Source organism: Streptomyces griseorubiginosus, assembly GCF_017614965.1.
In the GTDB taxonomy this organism is placed as follows: domain Bacteria; phylum Actinomycetota; class Actinomycetes; order Streptomycetales; family Streptomycetaceae; genus Streptomyces; species Streptomyces griseorubiginosus_B.
This window is the reverse complement of record NZ_WVUG01000082.1, coordinates 14,874-30,648: the sequence shown is the minus strand read 5'-3', so window position 1 is coordinate 30,648 and position 15,775 is coordinate 14,874. Positions and strand designations below refer to the sequence as shown.

Here is a 15,775-nt window from a genome sequence, read left to right as displayed (position 1 = left end):
GCCCCGCGTCGACGCCCGCACGGTCGCCGTCTCCTGGGCCGGGCACGCCAGTTGGATCGTCCAGATCGGCGGTCTGACCGTCCTCACCGACCCGGTCTGGTCCCGTCGCATCCTCGGCACCCCGGCCCGCATCACCCCGGTCGGCGTGCCCTGGGAGTCCCTTCCGCGCGTGGACGCGGTCGTCATCAGCCACAACCACTACGACCACCTGGACGCCCCCACCCTGCGCCGACTCCCGCGCGACACCCCGGTGTTCGTCCCGGCGGGCCTCGCCCGCTGGTTCCACCGCCGCCGGTTCACGGCCGTCACCGAGCTGGACTGGTGGGAGGCCGCCGAACTGAACGGCGTCCGCTTCGACTTCGTCCCCGCCCACCACTGGTCCAAGCGCACCCTCACCGACACCTGCCACAGCCTCTGGGGCGGCTGGGTCCTCACCGACCCCGACGGCCGGCGCGTGTACTTCGCCGGAGACACGGGTTACGGCCACTGGTTCGACCGGATCGGCCGCCGCTACCCCGGTATCGACCTGGCCCTGCTGCCGATCGGGGCGTACGACCCCCGCTGGTGGCTGAGCGACGTCCACTGCGACCCGGAGGAAGCGGTACGGGCCGCCCAGGACCTCGGCGCGCGCCGGATGGCGCCGATGCACTGGGGCACGTTCGTCCTGTCGGCGGAGCCGGTGATGGAACCGCTCACCCGGGTGCGCGCCGCCTGGGAGAAGGCGGGCCTGGACCGGGAGAACCTGTGGGACCTGCCGGTGGGGGGCTCGCGGGTGCTGGACTGAGCGGGTGGGATGAAGTCCGCTGCGGTTCGGCGGCGCCCCGAGGGAGCGCGGTGCCGCGGTCGATGTGCGGCTCCGCCGCGTGGGCGCGACCAGCCATGACGGCGCCGCAGCAGAACGACGGCAGATCGCGGCGCCCGCAGCGGAGCGCTCAGGCGGTGGTCGTCCGGCGGATCTTGCGCCAGAGGGTGGGGGCCGCGCTGACCAGGACGGTCAGCGCGACCGCCGCCACCACGCCCTCCCAGGGCTCCGGGAACAGCGACCCGCCCAGGATCCCGATCACCTGGTAGGTGGCCGCCCACGCGAGGCACGCCGGAAGGTTGCCCCGCGCGAACCGGCGCAGCGGCCACTTCGCCAGCAGACAGGCCAGCATCACCGGAATCCGCCCGGCCGGCACCAGCCGGGACAGCACCAGCACCGCGATCCCGTGCTCGGCCAGCTTCGACTGCGCCTGCGCCAGCCGCTCCTCCGGCGCCCGCGACCGTATCGCCTCCAGCCACCGCGAGCCGTTCCTCGACTTCAGCCCGCGCCGCCCCAGCCAGTACAGCGCCGCGTCCCCGAGGAACGCCGCCACCGACGACGTCACGAACACCAGCAGCATCGAGAAGGGGTCGGTCTGGTGAAAGGCCACGACCGCGGCCGTGCTGACCAGCGCCCCCGTCGGAATCACCGGGACCAGCGCCCCGAACAGCACCAGCAGGAACAGCGACGGGTATCCGATCGCCTGCTGGGTCGACTCGGTCGGCACGGTCGTCGCGGTGACGGCCAGCTGTATCACCGCGCGACCTCCAGCCGCACACTCTCCCCGTGCCCGAGCCGGTGCACCGCCACGGACGGCGCGTACTCGGCGGCCAGGCGCACGAACTCCTCGCCCGGCGCATGGAACTCATGGGGGCGCACGGCGTCCATCCCGATCGGCCAGTACGTGCCGTAGTGCACCGGCACCGCGCTGCGCGCCCCCAGCCGGGCCAGCGCCCGCGCCGCCCGCCCCGCGTCCAGGTGCCCCTCCCCGAGGTACGGCCCCCAGCCGCCGACCGGCAGCAACGCCACGTCGACGGGCCCGACCTCCTTCGCCATGGTGTCGAACAGCCCGGTGTCACCGGCGAAGTACGTGCGCCCCTCGCCCTCGACGACGTACCCGAGAGCGGGGGAGCGGTGCGGCCCGACCGGCAGCCGCCGCCCGTCGTGCAGCGCGGGTACCGCCCGTACGACCAGGTCACCAACCCGTGTGACGTCCCCGGCGCCCACCTCGGTCACCGTGAGATGCGTGAGCCGGCGCAGACCCGGGACGGCCCGGGGCGCACCCCGGGGCACCAGCAGGCGGGTGCCCGGCGCGAGCCGCTGGAGCGAGGGGACATGCAGGTGATCGGCGTGCAGATGGGAGACCAGGGCCACGTCCGCCTGCCAGGCGCCGGGCGGCGGGACGGCACCCCGGCGACGGCGCAGATGGGCCAGGCGGCGGGCGAACAGGGGGTCGGTGAGCACCCGGACGCCGGAGTCCCGGAGCGTGCAGGTGGCGTGACCCCACCAGGTGATCTCCACCGGCACCTCTTTGCCTCCTTCGCGCGACTCCCCGAAGCCTACGGGCTGGAGTAGGGTCGGCGGCGAAACCCGGAGGTGAGGGGGACGCCATGGGCCCGGTAGGCGTGCGTGTGACGGCGATCGCGAGTCTGACACCGCTCGAGGAGCTGGACGCCGATCCCTTCCTGGTGGACTCCCGCAGCCAGCACGCGATGTGCGCGCGCTGGGCGGCGGAACACGGGTACACGATCGCCCGGGAGCTGCTGGTCCGGGGGGTGCGGGCGGACCACTGCGTCCTGTGGGACGGGGTCCGGCCCGGCGTGGACCTGTTCGTGGCCCCCAGCCGCCGGGTCCTGGAGAGCGCGCTGTCGTCGGTCGAGGAGTTCACCGCCGAGTGCGCCCGGCGCGGGGTGCGGGTGGAGACGGTGGGCAGCGCCGAACCGCGCTACGACGCCCAGATGAAGGCCCGGGTGCACCGCAGACTGTCGATGCCGACGGCCGGCTACGACGGCCGGTAGCAACCGCCCCCGGTCAGCTCGTATGACAGGCTTGGTCCGGGCCCGCGGGGACGGCGGGACGGGACGTGAGGTGGACCGGGCGTGCGTGGTGTGCGGTGGCGGCGGGTCGCCAGCCAGCTGGGGCGGAGCGTCGTGGTGTGGGCGGTCTCCACGGTCACCATGCTCGTGCTCGCCGGCATCCTGCCCGACTTCCGGCTCCAGTCCCCGGACGGGGAGAGCGCCACGCACATCGCCGTGACCGCCGCTGTCGGCGCCGGTGCCTTCGGTGTGCTCTCGGCCCTGGTGTGGCCGCTGCTCGTGCGCGCCCTGCTGCTCGTGCCGGCGCTGGTCCTCGGCCTGCTGGTCTTCGTCCTGAACGGCTCCCTGCTGCTGGTCGCCCTGCGGCTGAACCCGTCCTCCAGCGCCGAGGCCGCCCCCGAGACGGCCGTGGTCGTCGCCGCGGTGATGTCCGCCGTCGCCTCCGCCACCGGCGGTGCCCTGGCGGTGCGCGACGACGACGCCTACCGCCGTCGCCTCTACCGTCTCGCCGACCGCCGCCGCGTGCCCGGCACGCCCGGTCCGGCCACCCCGGGGACCGTCTTCCTGCAACTGGACGGCGTCGGCCACGACGTCCTCGTGGCCGCCGTCGGCAAGGGCCTGATGCCCACCGTCGCCCGGTGGCTGGAGGGCACCCACCGGCTCACCCCCTGGCGCACCGACTGGTCCAGCCAGACCGGGGCCAGCCAGCTCGGCATCCTGCACGGCACCAACCACGACGTGCCCGCGTTCCGCTGGTACGACAAGGACCGCCGCGAGGTCATGGTCTGCAACCGCCCGACCAGCGCGGCCGAACTCCAGCGAAGAGCCGTCGAGTTCACCGGCGACGGCGGACTGCTCACCGTCGACGGCGCGAGCCGCGGCAACCTCTTCGGCGGCGGCGCCGACGAACAGGCCCTCGTGCTGTCCATAGCCACCCGCCGCCGCGGCCGGGAGAACCGCTCCCGGGCCGGCTACTTCGCCTACTTCTCCGACCCCGCCAACGCGGTGCGCACCGTCATGTCCTTCGTCGCCGAGGTCGGCCGCGAGATCGGCGAGTCGACCAGGGCCCGGATGCGCAAGCAGCGGCCACGCGTCTCCCGGGGCGGCCTGTATCCCCTCGTCCGCGCCTTCGCGACCGTCGTCGAACGGGACGTCGTGGTCGCCGCCGTGATGGGCGACCTGCTCGCCGGCCGCACCGCCGTCTACGCCGACCTGGTCGCCTACGACGAGGTCGCGCACCACTCGGGGCCGATGAGCCGCGACGCCGAGAAGGTCCTCCAGCGCCTCGACCGGGCGCTGGCGCTGATCGCGAACGTCGCCGAGCACGCCCCGCGGCCGTACCGCATCGTCGTGCTGTCGGACCACGGGCAGAGCCCCGGCGAGACCTTCCGCGCCCGCTACGGCCTCGGTCTCGGCGAGCTGGTGCGGGCCGGCTGCGGACTGCCGGTGCCGCGCAAGGCGCAGCGCACCCACAGCGGCGCCGAGGCGCGGGTGGCGGTGCGGGCGGCGCTGCGGCGGCCCGTCGAGGAGCGCGGCGAGCAGTACCGCCCGTCCCGCCACTCCGAGCCGCTGGTGCTGGCCTCCGGCAACCTCGGACTGGTCTCCTTCCCCGACGTGCCGCACCGGATGAGCAAGGAGGAGATCGACGCCCGCCACCCCGCCCTGCTGACGACCCTCGCCAACCATCCCGGCATCGGCTTCCTCCTCGTGCGCAGCGAGGAGCACGGTGGGCTCGTGCTCGGCGCCCACGGTGCCGAGATCCCGCTCGCGCGGCTCGACGACGATCCGGGGCCGCTCGAGGTCTTCGGGCCCGGAGCGGCGGACGCCGTGCGGCGCACGCACTCCTTCCCGCACACCGCCGACATCATGGTCAACTCCTTCCACGACCCGGCGGACGGCGAGGTCCTCGCCTTCGAGGAGCAGATCGGCTCCCACGGCGGCCTCGGCGGCGCCCAGGCCAGGCCCTTCCTGCTGTCCCCGCTCGCCTTCTCCGAGCCGGTGGAGGAGGGCTCCGAACTCGTCGGCGCGGAGCAGGTCCACCGGGTGCTGCGGCGGTGGCTGCGGGAGCTGAACGGGCCGCAGGTGCCGCTGTCCGGCAAGGACGAGCGGGAGCGGGCCGCCTGAAAATCAGCTGCGCGGGCGGAGCCGTACGCACACACTGTTCGGGTCGGACATCGCCCGGACATCCCTAAGGAACCCCGCCCTTGCAGGCTGCCGTCACCGTCACTCCCGCCCGTGTCCCCGAGCTGCTGCTGGGCCTGGCCACCGTCCGTCCCGTGTTCCTCTGGGGCGCGCCCGGCATCGGAAAGTCCTCGCTGGTGCGGGAGTTCGCCGAGTCGCTGGGGCTGGAGTGCGTGAGCCTGCTCGGCACGCAGCTCGCGCCCGAGGACCTGATCGGCGTTCCGCAGATCCGCGACGGCCGCTCGGTGTTCTGCCCGCCCGAGGCGATCGCCCGCGACGAGCCGTACTGCCTGTTCCTGGACGAGCTCAACGCGGCCACCCCCGACGTCCAGAAGGCGTTCTACTCCCTCATCCTCGACCGCCGCATCGGCACCTACGAGCTCCCCAAGGGTTCCATCGTCATCGGCGCCGGCAACCGCGCCACGGACAACGCGCTCGCCCGTCCCATCGCCTCCGCCCTCGTCAACCGCCTCACCCACGTCCATCTGGAGGCGTCCGCGAAGGACTGGCTGACCTGGGCCGTGAACAACGACATCCACCCCTGGGTCCTGGACCACCTCACCGACCGCCCCGACCACCTCTGGTCCAAGCCGCCCAAGACCGAGGAGCCGTTCTCCACGCCCCGCTCCTGGCACATGCTCTCCGACGCCCTGCACTCCTTCGGCCAGGGCGTCGACGAGGAGACGCTGAAGGTGCTGGCGCACGGCACTCTGACGCCCGTGCACGCGACCGCCTTCTGCGGTTACGTCAAGATCGTGCGCAGCAGGTTCGGCATCGAGGCGATCATCAAGGGCGACGCCCGCTGGCCGAACCGCCTCGAGGACCGCGACCTGCTCTACTACCTCGCCGAGTCCTTCCGCGGCCGGCTGATCAAGGAACTCCCGGTCAGCAAGGAGCACATGTCGGCGAACGGCCGGCAGACCGCGTACCGCGCCAAGTCGCTGCTCGTGCAGCTCGCCGAGATCTCCGTCGAGGTCGCGCAGACCGTCATCGCCTCCGACGCCGACGGCAACCCCGTGCTGCCCTCGTGGTTCCTCATCGAGGCGGCCCGGGACATGCCGCGGCTGGTGGAGGCGCGGCGGTGAGCCGTCCCCGCGCGAAGGGGCCGAAGAAGCGGGACCTCGCGGCCGAGGCGTTCGCCGAGGGACTGCGGCTGGTGCAGGCCAACCCGGCGCTCGCGGCAGTGGAGTTCGACGTCTGCCGGGACGAGGAGTGCAAGCTCGCGCCCCGTGACGGCCTGGTGGTCGTCGACTCCGACGCCGACCTGCACGTCCACCCCTTCCGGCTCGCCGAACCGGCCGCCTGGGCCTGGGCGCTCGCGCACGCAGTGCTGCACCTCGGTTTCGGGCACGTCCCGGCGGCGAAGGGCGAGCGCGTCCAGCCGGACCGGTTCGACCTCGCCGCCCGCTGCGTCGTCGTCAACCGGTTCCTGCTGAACTTCACCATCGGCACCGCTCCCGAGGAACTCCCCGGCTCCTATCCGGACGGCGACGAGGAGCAACTCGCCGCGCGCTGGCGGCGGGACGGACTCCCGGCCGCGTACGAGCGGTGCGGCACGGCGGGCGACGAACCCGACCAGCTGCTCCTGACCTGGCACGGATGGCGCAGCGGGCCCCCGGACCACCAGCTGGCGTTCGCCGGTGCCCTGACCCGGACCGTGTCCGCGGCGATGGACCTGGCCGGCGGCCGCCGCGACTCGCTCAGCGGCGAACTCGCCCCGCAGCGGCCCTGGCAGAAGGCCCTGAGCTGGTTCATCTCCTCCTACCCGCTGCTCGGCGGCATCGCGGCCGGCATCAAGCTGGTCGCCGACGCCGAACTCGCCCGCGCCCACGGCATTTCCGTGGCCGCGGTGAACGCGGAGGCCGGCGAGATCTACATCAACCCGCTGCGGACCTTCGACGACGAGGAGTGGCGGTTCATCCTGGCGCACGAGATGCTGCACGCCGCCCTGCGCCACGGCGACCGCTGCGGCACCCGTGACCCCTACCTCTTCAACGTCGCCTGCGACTACGTCATCAACGACTGGCTGCGGGAGATGCAGATCGGCACCATGCCGGAGGGACTGCTGTACGACCCCGCGCTGACCGGTCTGTCCGCGGAGGAGGTCCACGACCGTCTCGCCGGCGACCTGCGCCGGATGCGGCGGCTGGCCACCCTGCGCGGCAAGGGCCTCGGCGACATCCTCGGCGCCCCGCTCGGCCCGCCCGGCGAGTACGTCGACCTGGACGGGTTCTACCGCCGGGGCCTCGCCCAGGGCCTGGACCTGCACCAGCGGCAGGAGCGCGGGTTCCTGCCCGGCGGCCTGGTCGAGGAGATCCGCGCGCTCAGCCACCCGCCGCTGCCCTGGGACGCGCAACTCGCCCGCTGGTTCGACGAGTTCGTGCCGAGTCCGCAGCCCGTGCGGTCGTACGCCCGTCCCTCCCGCCGCCAGTCCTCGACGCCGGACATCCCGCGCGCGGGCCGGTACTTCCCGCCCGAGGAGATCGCCCGCTGCACCTTCGGTGTCGTGCTGGACACCTCCGGGTCCATGGACCGCACCCTGCTCGGCAAGGCGCTCGGGGCGATCGCCTCGTACGCCGGGGCCCGGGACGTGCCGGCCGCCCGTGTGGTCTTCTGCGACGCGGCCCCGCACGACGCGGGCTTCCTGCCGGTCACGGAGATCGCCGGGCGGGTACGGGTACACGGCCGGGGCGGCACGGTCCTGCAGCCCGGGATCGACCTGCTCCTGCGCGCCGACGACTTCCCGCCCACCGCGCCCGTCCTCGTGATCACCGACGGCTGGTGCGACGTGCTGCGGGTGCGCCGGGAGCACGCCTATCTCATCCCGCAGGGCGCCCGGCTGCCGTTCACCGCCCGAGGGCCCGTCTTCCGGGTGCGATGAGCCGGAATGTGATCGGATGGGGTCGCAAGGAACACCAGGAAGTCGGAAGGATTCACCGTGGCAACCACGCGCTCCGCACACACCGTCTGGGAAGGCAGCCTGATCGAGGGCAACGGGGTCGTCAACTTCGACTCCTCCGGTGCCATCGAGGCGCAGCCGGTCACGTGGGCCTCGCGCTCCCAGGACGCGAACGGCAAGACCAGCCCCGAGGAGCTGATCGCCGCCGCGCACTCCAGCTGCTTCTCCATGGCGCTGTCGCACGCCCTGAACGGCGCCGGCACCCCGCCCACCAAGCTCGTCACCTCCGCCGACGTCAGCTTCCAGCCGGGTGAGGGCATCACCGGCATCCACCTCACCGTCGAGGGCACGGTCCCCGGCATCGACAACGACGCGTTCGTCGCCGCCGCCGAGGACGCCAAGAAGAACTGCCCGGTCAGCCAGGCGCTGGCCGGCACGACGATCACCCTGTCCGCCAAGCTTTCCTGAACGTCCGCGACACCGGTGCCGCGTCTCGCGCAGAGGCGCGGCACCTCCGTTTTCCGGGGTACCCGGGCCCTACGCGGCATTGACAACAGCGCACTCAAGTTTTGTGCTGGAGTCTGAGAAGCGCCCTGGCGGAAGGGGACGGAGATGGCACGTGCGGTCGGGATCGATCTCGGGACCACGAACTCGGTGGTGGCCGTGCTGGAGGGCGGCGAACCCACCGTCGTCGCCAACGCGGAGGGGGCCAGGACCACACCGTCGGTCGTGGCCTTCGCCAAGAACGGGGAGGTGCTGGTCGGAGAGGTCGCCAAGCGGCAGGCCGTGACGAACGTCGAGCGGACGGCCCGGTCGGTGAAGCGGCACATGGGCGACGCGCACTGGCGCTTCCCCGAACAGGGGTCGATCGACGGGACGCGCTACCGGGCGCAGGAGCTGTCCGCGCGGGTGCTGCAGAAGCTCAAGCGGGACGCCGAGTCCTACCTCGGCGAGGACGTCACGGACGCGGTGATCACCGTACCCGCGTACTTCGACGACTCGCAGCGGCAGGCGACCAAGGAGGCCGGGGAGATCGCCGGCCTGAAGGTGCTCAGGATCATCAACGAGCCGACGGCCGCGGCCCTCGCCTACGGCCTCGACCGCGGCGAGGAGCAGACGGTCCTGGTCTTCGACCTCGGCGGCGGCACCTTCGACGTGTCGCTGCTGGAGATCGGCGACGGGGTCATCGAGGTCAAGGCCACCAACGGCGACACGCATCTGGGCGGCGACGACTGGGACCAGCGGATCGTGGAGCACCTGGTCAAGAAGTTCCAGGGGCAGTACGGCATCGACCTCGGCAAGGACAAGATGGCGCTCCAGCGGCTGCGGGAGGGCGCCGAGAAGGCGAAGATCGAGCTGTCCAGCTCGTCCGAGACCACGATCAACCTGCCCTACATCACCGCCTCCGCCGAGGGCCCGCTGCACCTCGACGAGAAGCTGACCCGCGCCCAGTTCCAGGAGCTCACCGCCGATCTGCTCGACCGCTGCAAGACCCCCTTCCACCAGGCGGTCAAGGACGCGAACGTGAAGCTGTCGGCGATCGACCACGTCATCCTGGTCGGCGGCTCGACCCGGATGCCGGCCGTCACCGACCTGGTCAAGGAGCTCACCGGCAAGGACCCGCACAAGGGCGTCAACCCGGACGAGGTCGTGGCCGTCGGCGCGGCCCTGCAGGCCGGCGTCATCCGCGGTGACGTGAAGGACGTCCTCCTCCTCGACGTCACCCCGCTGTCCCTCGGCATCGAGACCAAGGGCGGCATCATGACCAAGCTCATCGAACGCAACACGACGATCCCGACCCGGCGTTCGGAGATCTTCACGACGGCCACCGACAACCAGCCGTCCGTCGGCATCCAGGTCTACCAGGGCGAGCGCGAGATCGCCGCGTACAACAAGAAGCTGGGCGTCTTCGACCTCACCGGGCTGCCGCCCGCCCCGCGCGGGGTGCCGCAGATCGAGGTGGCCTTCGACATCGACGCGAACGGGATCATGCACGTCTCGGCGAAGGACCTGGCGACCGGCCGCGAGCAGAAGATGACGGTGACGGGCGGTTCCGCGCTGCCCAAGGACGACATCGACCGCATGATGCGGGAGGCGGAGCAGTACGCCGAGGAGGACCGCAGGCGCCGCGAGGCCGCCGAGACCCGCAACCAGGCGGAGCAACTCGTCTACCAGACCGAGAAGTTCATCCGCGACAACGAGGACCGTGTCCCCGCCGACACCAGGACGGAGGTCCAGGAGGCGACGGCCGAGCTGAAGGGGCTGCTGGAGCGCGACGGGGACACGGCCGAACTCCGCGCCGGGGTCGAGAAACTGGCGTCCGTCAGCCAGAAGATGGGCCAGGCGATGTACGCGCAGGCGGAACAGCCGTCGTCCGGCACGGACAGCGGCAGCGGCACCGAGCAGCACACCTCACCGCAGGACGAGGAGGGCGTGGTGGACGCGGAGATCGTCGACGAGGACCGCGACACGAAGGGCGGCGCCGCCTAGGGTCCCCTCGTGTGGCGGCTCGGCAGCGTCGCGCACACGGCGTGCAGGACGGACGCGTACGGGGTGCCGAAGCCGGTGAGCCGGGAACGGAGTCGCTCCAGGCCGTCGCGGTGTCCGGTGAGGAGACCGGTGTCGCCGGTGCGCGCCGTGAACTCCAGCACCGCGGGCAGGAAGTCGGGCGGTTCCTCGCCGGTGAGCTCCAGTCCGGCGGCTCGGTAGACGTCCTTGAAAGTGCCGGGAGACGTGCCGCGCCGCCGGGAGCCGACGTCCTGCCACCGGCTGAGGTACAGGCTGTGGCGGTTCCCGGAGTCGAAGACCCGCACGTAGTGCGCGGCCAGTTCCCGCCGCGGCGTGAGGGCCGCGTGGTCGACGAACTCCCTCAGCTGCGGGGCGGCTTCCCGCAGCAGCGGCAGCCGGGCGACGAAGTCCTCGTCCGGGTAGGTGAGGCACAGCGCCGCCGCCTGGTAGAGCACTGCGTCCGAGGGCATCGGGCCTCCTTGGGCAGGTGCGTGGCTCCCTTGCTCGCCCTGTGCCTCGACGCTAGGGGCGGGCAGGGGAACGCACCTGTTCAGGACACCCGTACGGGTCAGTTCTTGCGGGCGACCCCCGCGTACACCGGTACGACACCCTCGGCCTGCGCCGCCACGTCCTCGGCCTCCGGGCGCCACCCCGTCACCGGGATGACACCGGGGCCCAGCAGCTCCAGGCCCTCGAAGAAGCGGTACACCTCGGTGATCGGGCGGGGGTGGAAGGGGGTGCCGCTGCCCTGGAAGGCGGCCGCCGCCTTCGCGATGGCCTCCGGGTTCAGGTCGGCGGTGACCTGCGACAGGATCAGATAGCTGCCGGGGGCGAGGGCCGCGACGTACTTGCCCACCAGGCCGTGGACGTCGTCGCCGTCGGGTTCGTCGCCCAGGTAGTGGGTCAGGGCCACCAGCGACAGCGCCACCGGACGGGTGAGGTCCAGGGTCTCGGCCGCCCGGGCCAGCAGGGTGTCGATGTCCCGCACGTCCGCGTGCACGTAGTCCGTGGAGCCCTCGGCGGAGCCGTGCAGCAGGGCCTGGGCGTGCCGCAGCACGATCGGGTCGTTGTCGGCGTACACCACCCGGGACTCCGCCGCCACGCCTTGCGCCACCTGGTGCAGGTTGGGCTCGGTGGGGATGCCCGTGCCGATGTCCAGGAACTGGCGTATCCCCGCCTCGGCGACCGTGCGGACGGCCCGGTGCATGAACCTTCTGTTGGCCCGGGCCCCCCGTACGGCCGTGCTGTCCAGGGCGAGGATCCTGCGGGCCAGCTCCTCGTCCACGGGGTAGTTGTCCTTGCCGCCCAGCCACCAGTCGTACACCCGCGCCGGGTGCGGGCGGCTGGTGTCTATCCGGGGCGCGGCGTCGGATCCGGTCATGCGGTGTCGTCTCCTCGTGTGCGGAAGGTGGTGTGCGGGACGCGGCGGGGGCTCAGAAGGTCTCGCGGTACTCCCGAAGGATCTTCTTCGTGCGCTGGGCCGACGCGGCTCGCGCCGCCATGTGGTCGAGGACCTCCAGATGTGCGGAGACCTCGGTGCGCGAGTCCAGGTACAGCGCGCCGGTCAGATACTCGGTGAAGACCATGTCGGGGAGTTCGGGCTCGTCGAAGCGGAACAGCGAGAAGGGCGCGTACGTCCCCGGGTGCGGGCCGTCCTTGAACTCCGCGACCTGCAGGGTGACCCGGTCGCGCTCGGCGAACTCCAGCAGCTTGTCCAGCTGTTCACGCATCACCTCGCCGCGGATGCTGACCGGGCGCTTCAGCACCGTCTCGTCCATGATCACCCAGAGGTGGGGCGGGTCCGGGCGTTCCAGGAGCGTCTGCCGGGTCATCCGCAGGGAAACGTGGCGTTCGATGTTCTCGGCGCCGGTCTGGCCGATCGTTCCTGCTTCCATCACGGCACGCGCGTAGTCCTCGGTCTGCAGCAGGCCGGGCACGAAGTGCGGCTCGTAGGAGCGGATGATCCCGGCGGCGCCCTCCAGGCTGACGTACAGGCTGAACCACTCCGGCAGCACGTCGTGGAACCGCTGCCACCAGCCCGGCTGGTTGGCCTCCTCGGCCAGCTCGACGAAGGCCGTCGCCTCCTCGTCCGGGACGCCGTAGGTCTCCAGCAGCACCTGCACGTACGGGATCTTCAGCGCGACCTCGGCCATCTCCATGCGCCGTACGGTCGCCGGGGCCACCCGCAGGACGCGGGCAGCCTCCTCACGCTTGAGCCCGGCGGCCTCCCGCAGCTCCTGCAGCCGCCTGCCGAGCACCACCTGCCCCACGGTAGGCGCAGGCCGCCGCTCACTCACGCCACGCCTCCCCTACGCGCCGAAGTCTGCCGCAGCAGTGTGCCATGTTCCGGTTCCGGTTCCACAGGTTCGGAATCAAGAAGGGATCAAGTCAACTGTGTCTGGAGGTACTTGACGGTCGCCGGGTCGGCCGGGAGGAGGGTCTCCACGGCCAGTTCGGCGACCGTGACGTCCATGGGGGTGTTGAAGGTGGAGATGGACGAGACGAAGGACAGGGTGCGGCCGTCGTGCTCGATCTGCAGGGGGAGGGCGAAGTAGGGGACCGCGTCTGTCGGTTCACGGCCTGGTTCCGGGTCAGGTACCGGTACCGGATACGCGGCCACCTCCTCGTACAGCTTGCGCAGGGGCTCGGAGCGGTGCAGGGCGATCTCCCGCTCCATCTGGGCGAGCAGATGCCCGCGCCACTCGGGGAGGTTGCGGATGCGGGGCGCGAGACCCTCGGGGTGCAGGGTCAACCGCATGGCGTTCAGCGGGGGCCGGAGCAGGAACTCCGGGATTGAGTCGAGGAACATCGTCATGCCGCGGTTCGCAGCGACGACGTCGTACACCGCGTCGACCACGAACGCCGGGTAGGGCTCGTAGCACCGGATCAGCCGTTCCAGGCCCTGCCGGAGGGCGTCCAGCGCGGGCGAGTCCAGCGGGGTCTCCGGATAGTGCGGGGCGTAACCCGCCGCCACCAGCAGGGCGTTGCGCTCACGCACCGGCACCTGAAGGTGCTCGGCCAGCCTCAGCACCATCTCCTCGCTCGGCCGGGAACGCCCCGTCTCGACGAAGCTGATGTGCCGGGCGGAGGAGTCGGCGCGCAGCGCCAGCTCCAGCTGACTCACCCGCCGCCGCTCCCGCCAGGCCCGCAGCAGCGGGCCCACACCCTTGTCGGACGGGGCGGCGGAGGAGGCGGCTTTGCCGGTCGCGACGATGGTCATGCATACGACCGTAGTCGAGAAGCGGAGGTATGTACGGGGGGCAGGTGACCGCGACGGGCCGTCGTGGTGCGGCTGTGGCACGCTGGGAGTCCGTGTCCCACCACCGGGAAGGAGCGAGGTCATGGCCGTCGAACCGCTGTCGCAGAAGGAGATCGAGGACCGGCTCGCCGAGCTGCCGGGCTGGTCGGTCGACGCGGACCGGCTCACCCGCTCCTACCGCCTCGGCACCCACTTCGCCGCGACCGCGATGGTGATCCACATCGCCCAGGTGCAGGACGAGCTCGACCACCACTCCGACCTCACCCTCGGCTACAACACCGTCGCCCTCTCGGTGAACACGCACAGCGTCGGCGGCAAGGTCACCGCACTCGACTTCGAGCTGGCCCGCAGGGTCCAGGAGCTCGCACAGGGACACGGGGCACACTGACCGCGTGCTGGACTACGACAAGGAAGCCGACGCCTACGACGCCAGCCGCGGCGGCGAACCGAGGGCCGGGGCCGCCGCCGACGCCGTCCTGGGGCTCGTCCCGCCCGGCACCCGCAGACTCCTCGACGTGGCCTGCGGCACCGGGATCGTCACCCGGCGCCTGGCCGCAGCCCGGCCCGCCACCCGGGTGACGGGCGTGGACCTGACGTACGGCATGGCCCGGATGGCGGCCGGCCGGCTGCCCGGCGCGATCGTCCTGGCCGACAGCCGCGCCCTGCCGTTCCCGGACGCCACCTTCGACGCGGTGACCAGCGTCTGGCTGCTGCACCTCCTCGACGAGCCCGAGGACGTGCGGGCCGTCGTCGCCGAGTGCGCCCGGGTCCTCGAACCGGGCGGCGTGTACGTCACCACCGTCGACAAGGCCGCCGCCCACGACGTGGGCAGCGACATCGACGCCGTCCTCGCCCCGCGCCCCCGCCGCCCGGCCCGGGACGCCGCGCCGCTCGTGGAGTCGTACGCCACCGCCCACGGACTGCGCCCCGCCGGACAGGCCCGTTTCCGGGGCCGGGGCCAGGGCCGCAGTCCCCGGCGCACCGCCGCCGACCTGCGGCGCGGCTGGTTCACCACGCTGCCGCCCGGCGACCCGCTCACCGAGCGGTTCGTCGCGGCCCTGAAGGCCCTGCCCGGGCAGGAACGCCCGCGCCCCGACCCCGAGTTCACCCTGCGTGCCTTCAGGAAGCCGACGGCCGGCTTCGGCTGAAGTCCATGGTCCAGTTGGTCACCCAGGTACGCCCGTCGTCGACGGAGAAGGCCTGCTCCCAGTGCGCGGAGACGGGGGACACGCCCGCCCAGACATAACGCACCCGCACGTCCTTGCCCTGGTAGGTGTCGTCGCCGTGGAACTCGCCGCGGTCGCCGTCGAAGCCTCCGACGACCGGCGGGAACAGGGTGCCGCTGCGGCTGGACGACCAGCTCAGCGACCACTCCCTCCGCTCCTGGTCGAACAGGCGCAGGGTCAGCCCCTTCGCCCCCAGGTGCGGCATGTCGATCTCGTCGATGTTCGCGGCGCCGTCGAACAGCGGCCGGCACCAGTGGGTGGCCGGGAACTCCTCCCAGCCGCTGTCCGGGTCGAGGAAGTCGGTGCGGCGGCGGTTGGCGACCTCCCACTCGCCGTGCAGGAAGTCGAAGTCGTGCGTGCTGCTCATGAGCGGTCTCCAGTGGTTCCTTCGGGCAGGGAGTCGGCCAGGTAGGCGGCCAGGTCCGGGACGTCGGGCACGAGCATGTGCCGCACCCAGGCGTCCCGTTCGTGCACGAGCGGCGGCAGCTCGAAGACGCAGCCGATCCAGGGGAGTTCGGGTCGGACGAAGTGCGTCGGGTCGTGGTCCGGGCAGCCGACGACCGGCTGGCCGGCCGCCGCGTTCGCGTAGTGCAGGACGTTGTCCCAGACCCAGCTGTAGGCGTTGACGTAGGCGCCGTCGTCGTTTCCCCGGTGAACGACGACGAACGCGGCCGCCGGCGTGCCGTCCGGCTCCGGCAGCAGCTCGGGCAGGATCGCGTACGCGGCCTTCTCCACGTCGGGCGCGATGCCGGACGGGTCGGCGGTGACGTGATAGCGCTTGATGTGCCGGCCGGCCACCTCGATGGGCGGCGGCACGGTCAGGAACTTCTCCTCGAAAGGCATGACAGGACGCTAGGCCCGCTT

At 72.2% G+C, this 15,775-nt stretch carries 17 protein-coding genes; 9 read left to right on the top strand and 8 right to left on the bottom strand.

The features are described 5' to 3' along the window. The coding region (locus GRC12_RS17720; RefSeq protein ID WP_208780272.1) for an MBL fold metallo-hydrolase at positions 1-784 on the top strand (784 nt) is incomplete at its 5' end. A gap of 148 nt (positions 785-932) precedes the next feature. Here the strand turns inward: GRC12_RS17720 and GRC12_RS17715 are convergent. After that, positions 933-1,559 (bottom strand): DedA family protein, encoded by a 627-nt coding sequence (locus GRC12_RS17715; protein WP_208780271.1) that lies wholly within the window; start codon positions 1,557-1,559, stop codon positions 933-935. Next, a complete protein-coding gene (locus tag GRC12_RS17710) occupies positions 1,556-2,329 on the bottom strand; it encodes an MBL fold metallo-hydrolase (protein WP_208780270.1) in 774 nt (257 codons plus the stop codon). The genes GRC12_RS17715 and GRC12_RS17710 overlap by 4 nt, the downstream gene beginning before the upstream one ends. Before the next feature lie 83 nt (positions 2,330-2,412). Between GRC12_RS17710 and GRC12_RS17705 the strand changes: the two genes are divergently transcribed. From GRC12_RS17705 to dnaK, 6 genes are all read left to right on the top strand, one after another. Then, entirely contained in the window at positions 2,413-2,820 is a 408-nt protein-coding gene (locus tag GRC12_RS17705) for a hypothetical protein (protein WP_133041872.1), read from the top strand. 135 nt (positions 2,821-2,955) lie between these two features. Next, positions 2,956-4,962 carry an alkaline phosphatase family protein gene (locus GRC12_RS17700; RefSeq protein WP_208780273.1) on the top strand — a complete coding sequence of 669 codons (2,007 nt, stop codon included), beginning with the start codon at positions 2,956-2,958 and terminating at the stop codon, positions 4,960-4,962. Positions 4,963-5,042: 80 nt separating this feature from the next. Then, on the top strand, positions 5,043-6,104 hold the full coding sequence (locus tag GRC12_RS17695; protein WP_208780269.1) for an ATP-binding protein: 1,062 nt from the start codon (positions 5,043-5,045) through the stop codon (positions 6,102-6,104). Then, the gene (locus GRC12_RS17690; RefSeq protein ID WP_208780268.1) at positions 6,101-7,900 is read left to right on the top strand and encodes a vWA domain-containing protein; all 1,800 of its coding nucleotides are present in this window, start codon (positions 6,101-6,103) and stop codon (positions 7,898-7,900) included. Before GRC12_RS17695 ends, GRC12_RS17690 begins: the two co-directional genes overlap by 4 nt. A 57-nt stretch (positions 7,901-7,957) precedes the next feature. Continuing rightward, on the top strand, positions 7,958-8,386 hold the full coding sequence (locus tag GRC12_RS17685) for an OsmC family protein (RefSeq protein WP_208780267.1): 429 nt from the start codon (positions 7,958-7,960) through the stop codon (positions 8,384-8,386). A gap of 144 nt (positions 8,387-8,530) precedes the next feature. Next, entirely contained in the window at positions 8,531-10,408 is a 1,878-nt protein-coding gene (gene dnaK, locus GRC12_RS17680) for a molecular chaperone DnaK (protein ID WP_208780266.1), read from the top strand. Here dnaK and narJ read toward each other — a convergent pair. The 4 genes from narJ to GRC12_RS17660 form a co-directional block, all read right to left on the bottom strand. Then, positions 10,405-10,896, bottom strand: a complete 492-nt coding sequence (gene narJ, locus GRC12_RS17675; RefSeq protein WP_208780265.1) for a nitrate reductase molybdenum cofactor assembly chaperone — start codon at positions 10,894-10,896, stop codon at positions 10,405-10,407. The genes dnaK and narJ overlap by 4 nt on opposite strands. A gap of 98 nt (positions 10,897-10,994) precedes the next feature. Then, positions 10,995-11,807, bottom strand: a complete 813-nt coding sequence (locus tag GRC12_RS17670) for an SAM-dependent methyltransferase (RefSeq protein WP_208780264.1) — start codon at positions 11,805-11,807, stop codon at positions 10,995-10,997. Between the two features lie 52 nt (positions 11,808-11,859). Further along, a complete protein-coding gene (locus tag GRC12_RS17665) occupies positions 11,860-12,723 on the bottom strand; it encodes a helix-turn-helix domain-containing protein (protein ID WP_208780263.1) in 864 nt (287 codons plus the stop codon). Positions 12,724-12,809: 86 nt separating this feature from the next. Next, the gene (locus GRC12_RS17660) at positions 12,810-13,646 is read right to left on the bottom strand and encodes a helix-turn-helix domain-containing protein (protein ID WP_208780262.1); all 837 of its coding nucleotides are present in this window, start codon (positions 13,644-13,646) and stop codon (positions 12,810-12,812) included. Between the two features lie 121 nt (positions 13,647-13,767). Between GRC12_RS17660 and GRC12_RS17655 the strand changes: the two genes are divergently transcribed. Next, complete coding sequence (locus GRC12_RS17655; protein WP_208780261.1) at positions 13,768-14,073, top strand: 4a-hydroxytetrahydrobiopterin dehydratase; 306 nt, start codon at positions 13,768-13,770, stop codon at positions 14,071-14,073. 4 nt (positions 14,074-14,077) lie between these two features. Next, positions 14,078-14,833, top strand: a complete 756-nt coding sequence (locus tag GRC12_RS17650; protein ID WP_208780260.1) for a class I SAM-dependent methyltransferase — start codon at positions 14,078-14,080, stop codon at positions 14,831-14,833. On the opposite strand, the gene GRC12_RS17645 is transcribed toward GRC12_RS17650, so the two are convergent. Beyond that, entirely contained in the window at positions 14,805-15,278 is a 474-nt protein-coding gene (locus GRC12_RS17645) for a hypothetical protein (RefSeq protein WP_208780259.1), read from the bottom strand. The genes GRC12_RS17650 and GRC12_RS17645 overlap by 29 nt on opposite strands. Beyond that, a complete protein-coding gene (locus GRC12_RS17640; protein ID WP_208780258.1) occupies positions 15,275-15,754 on the bottom strand; it encodes a hypothetical protein in 480 nt (159 codons plus the stop codon). Before GRC12_RS17640 ends, GRC12_RS17645 begins: the two co-directional genes overlap by 4 nt. Positions 15,755-15,775 lie beyond the last annotated feature (21 nt).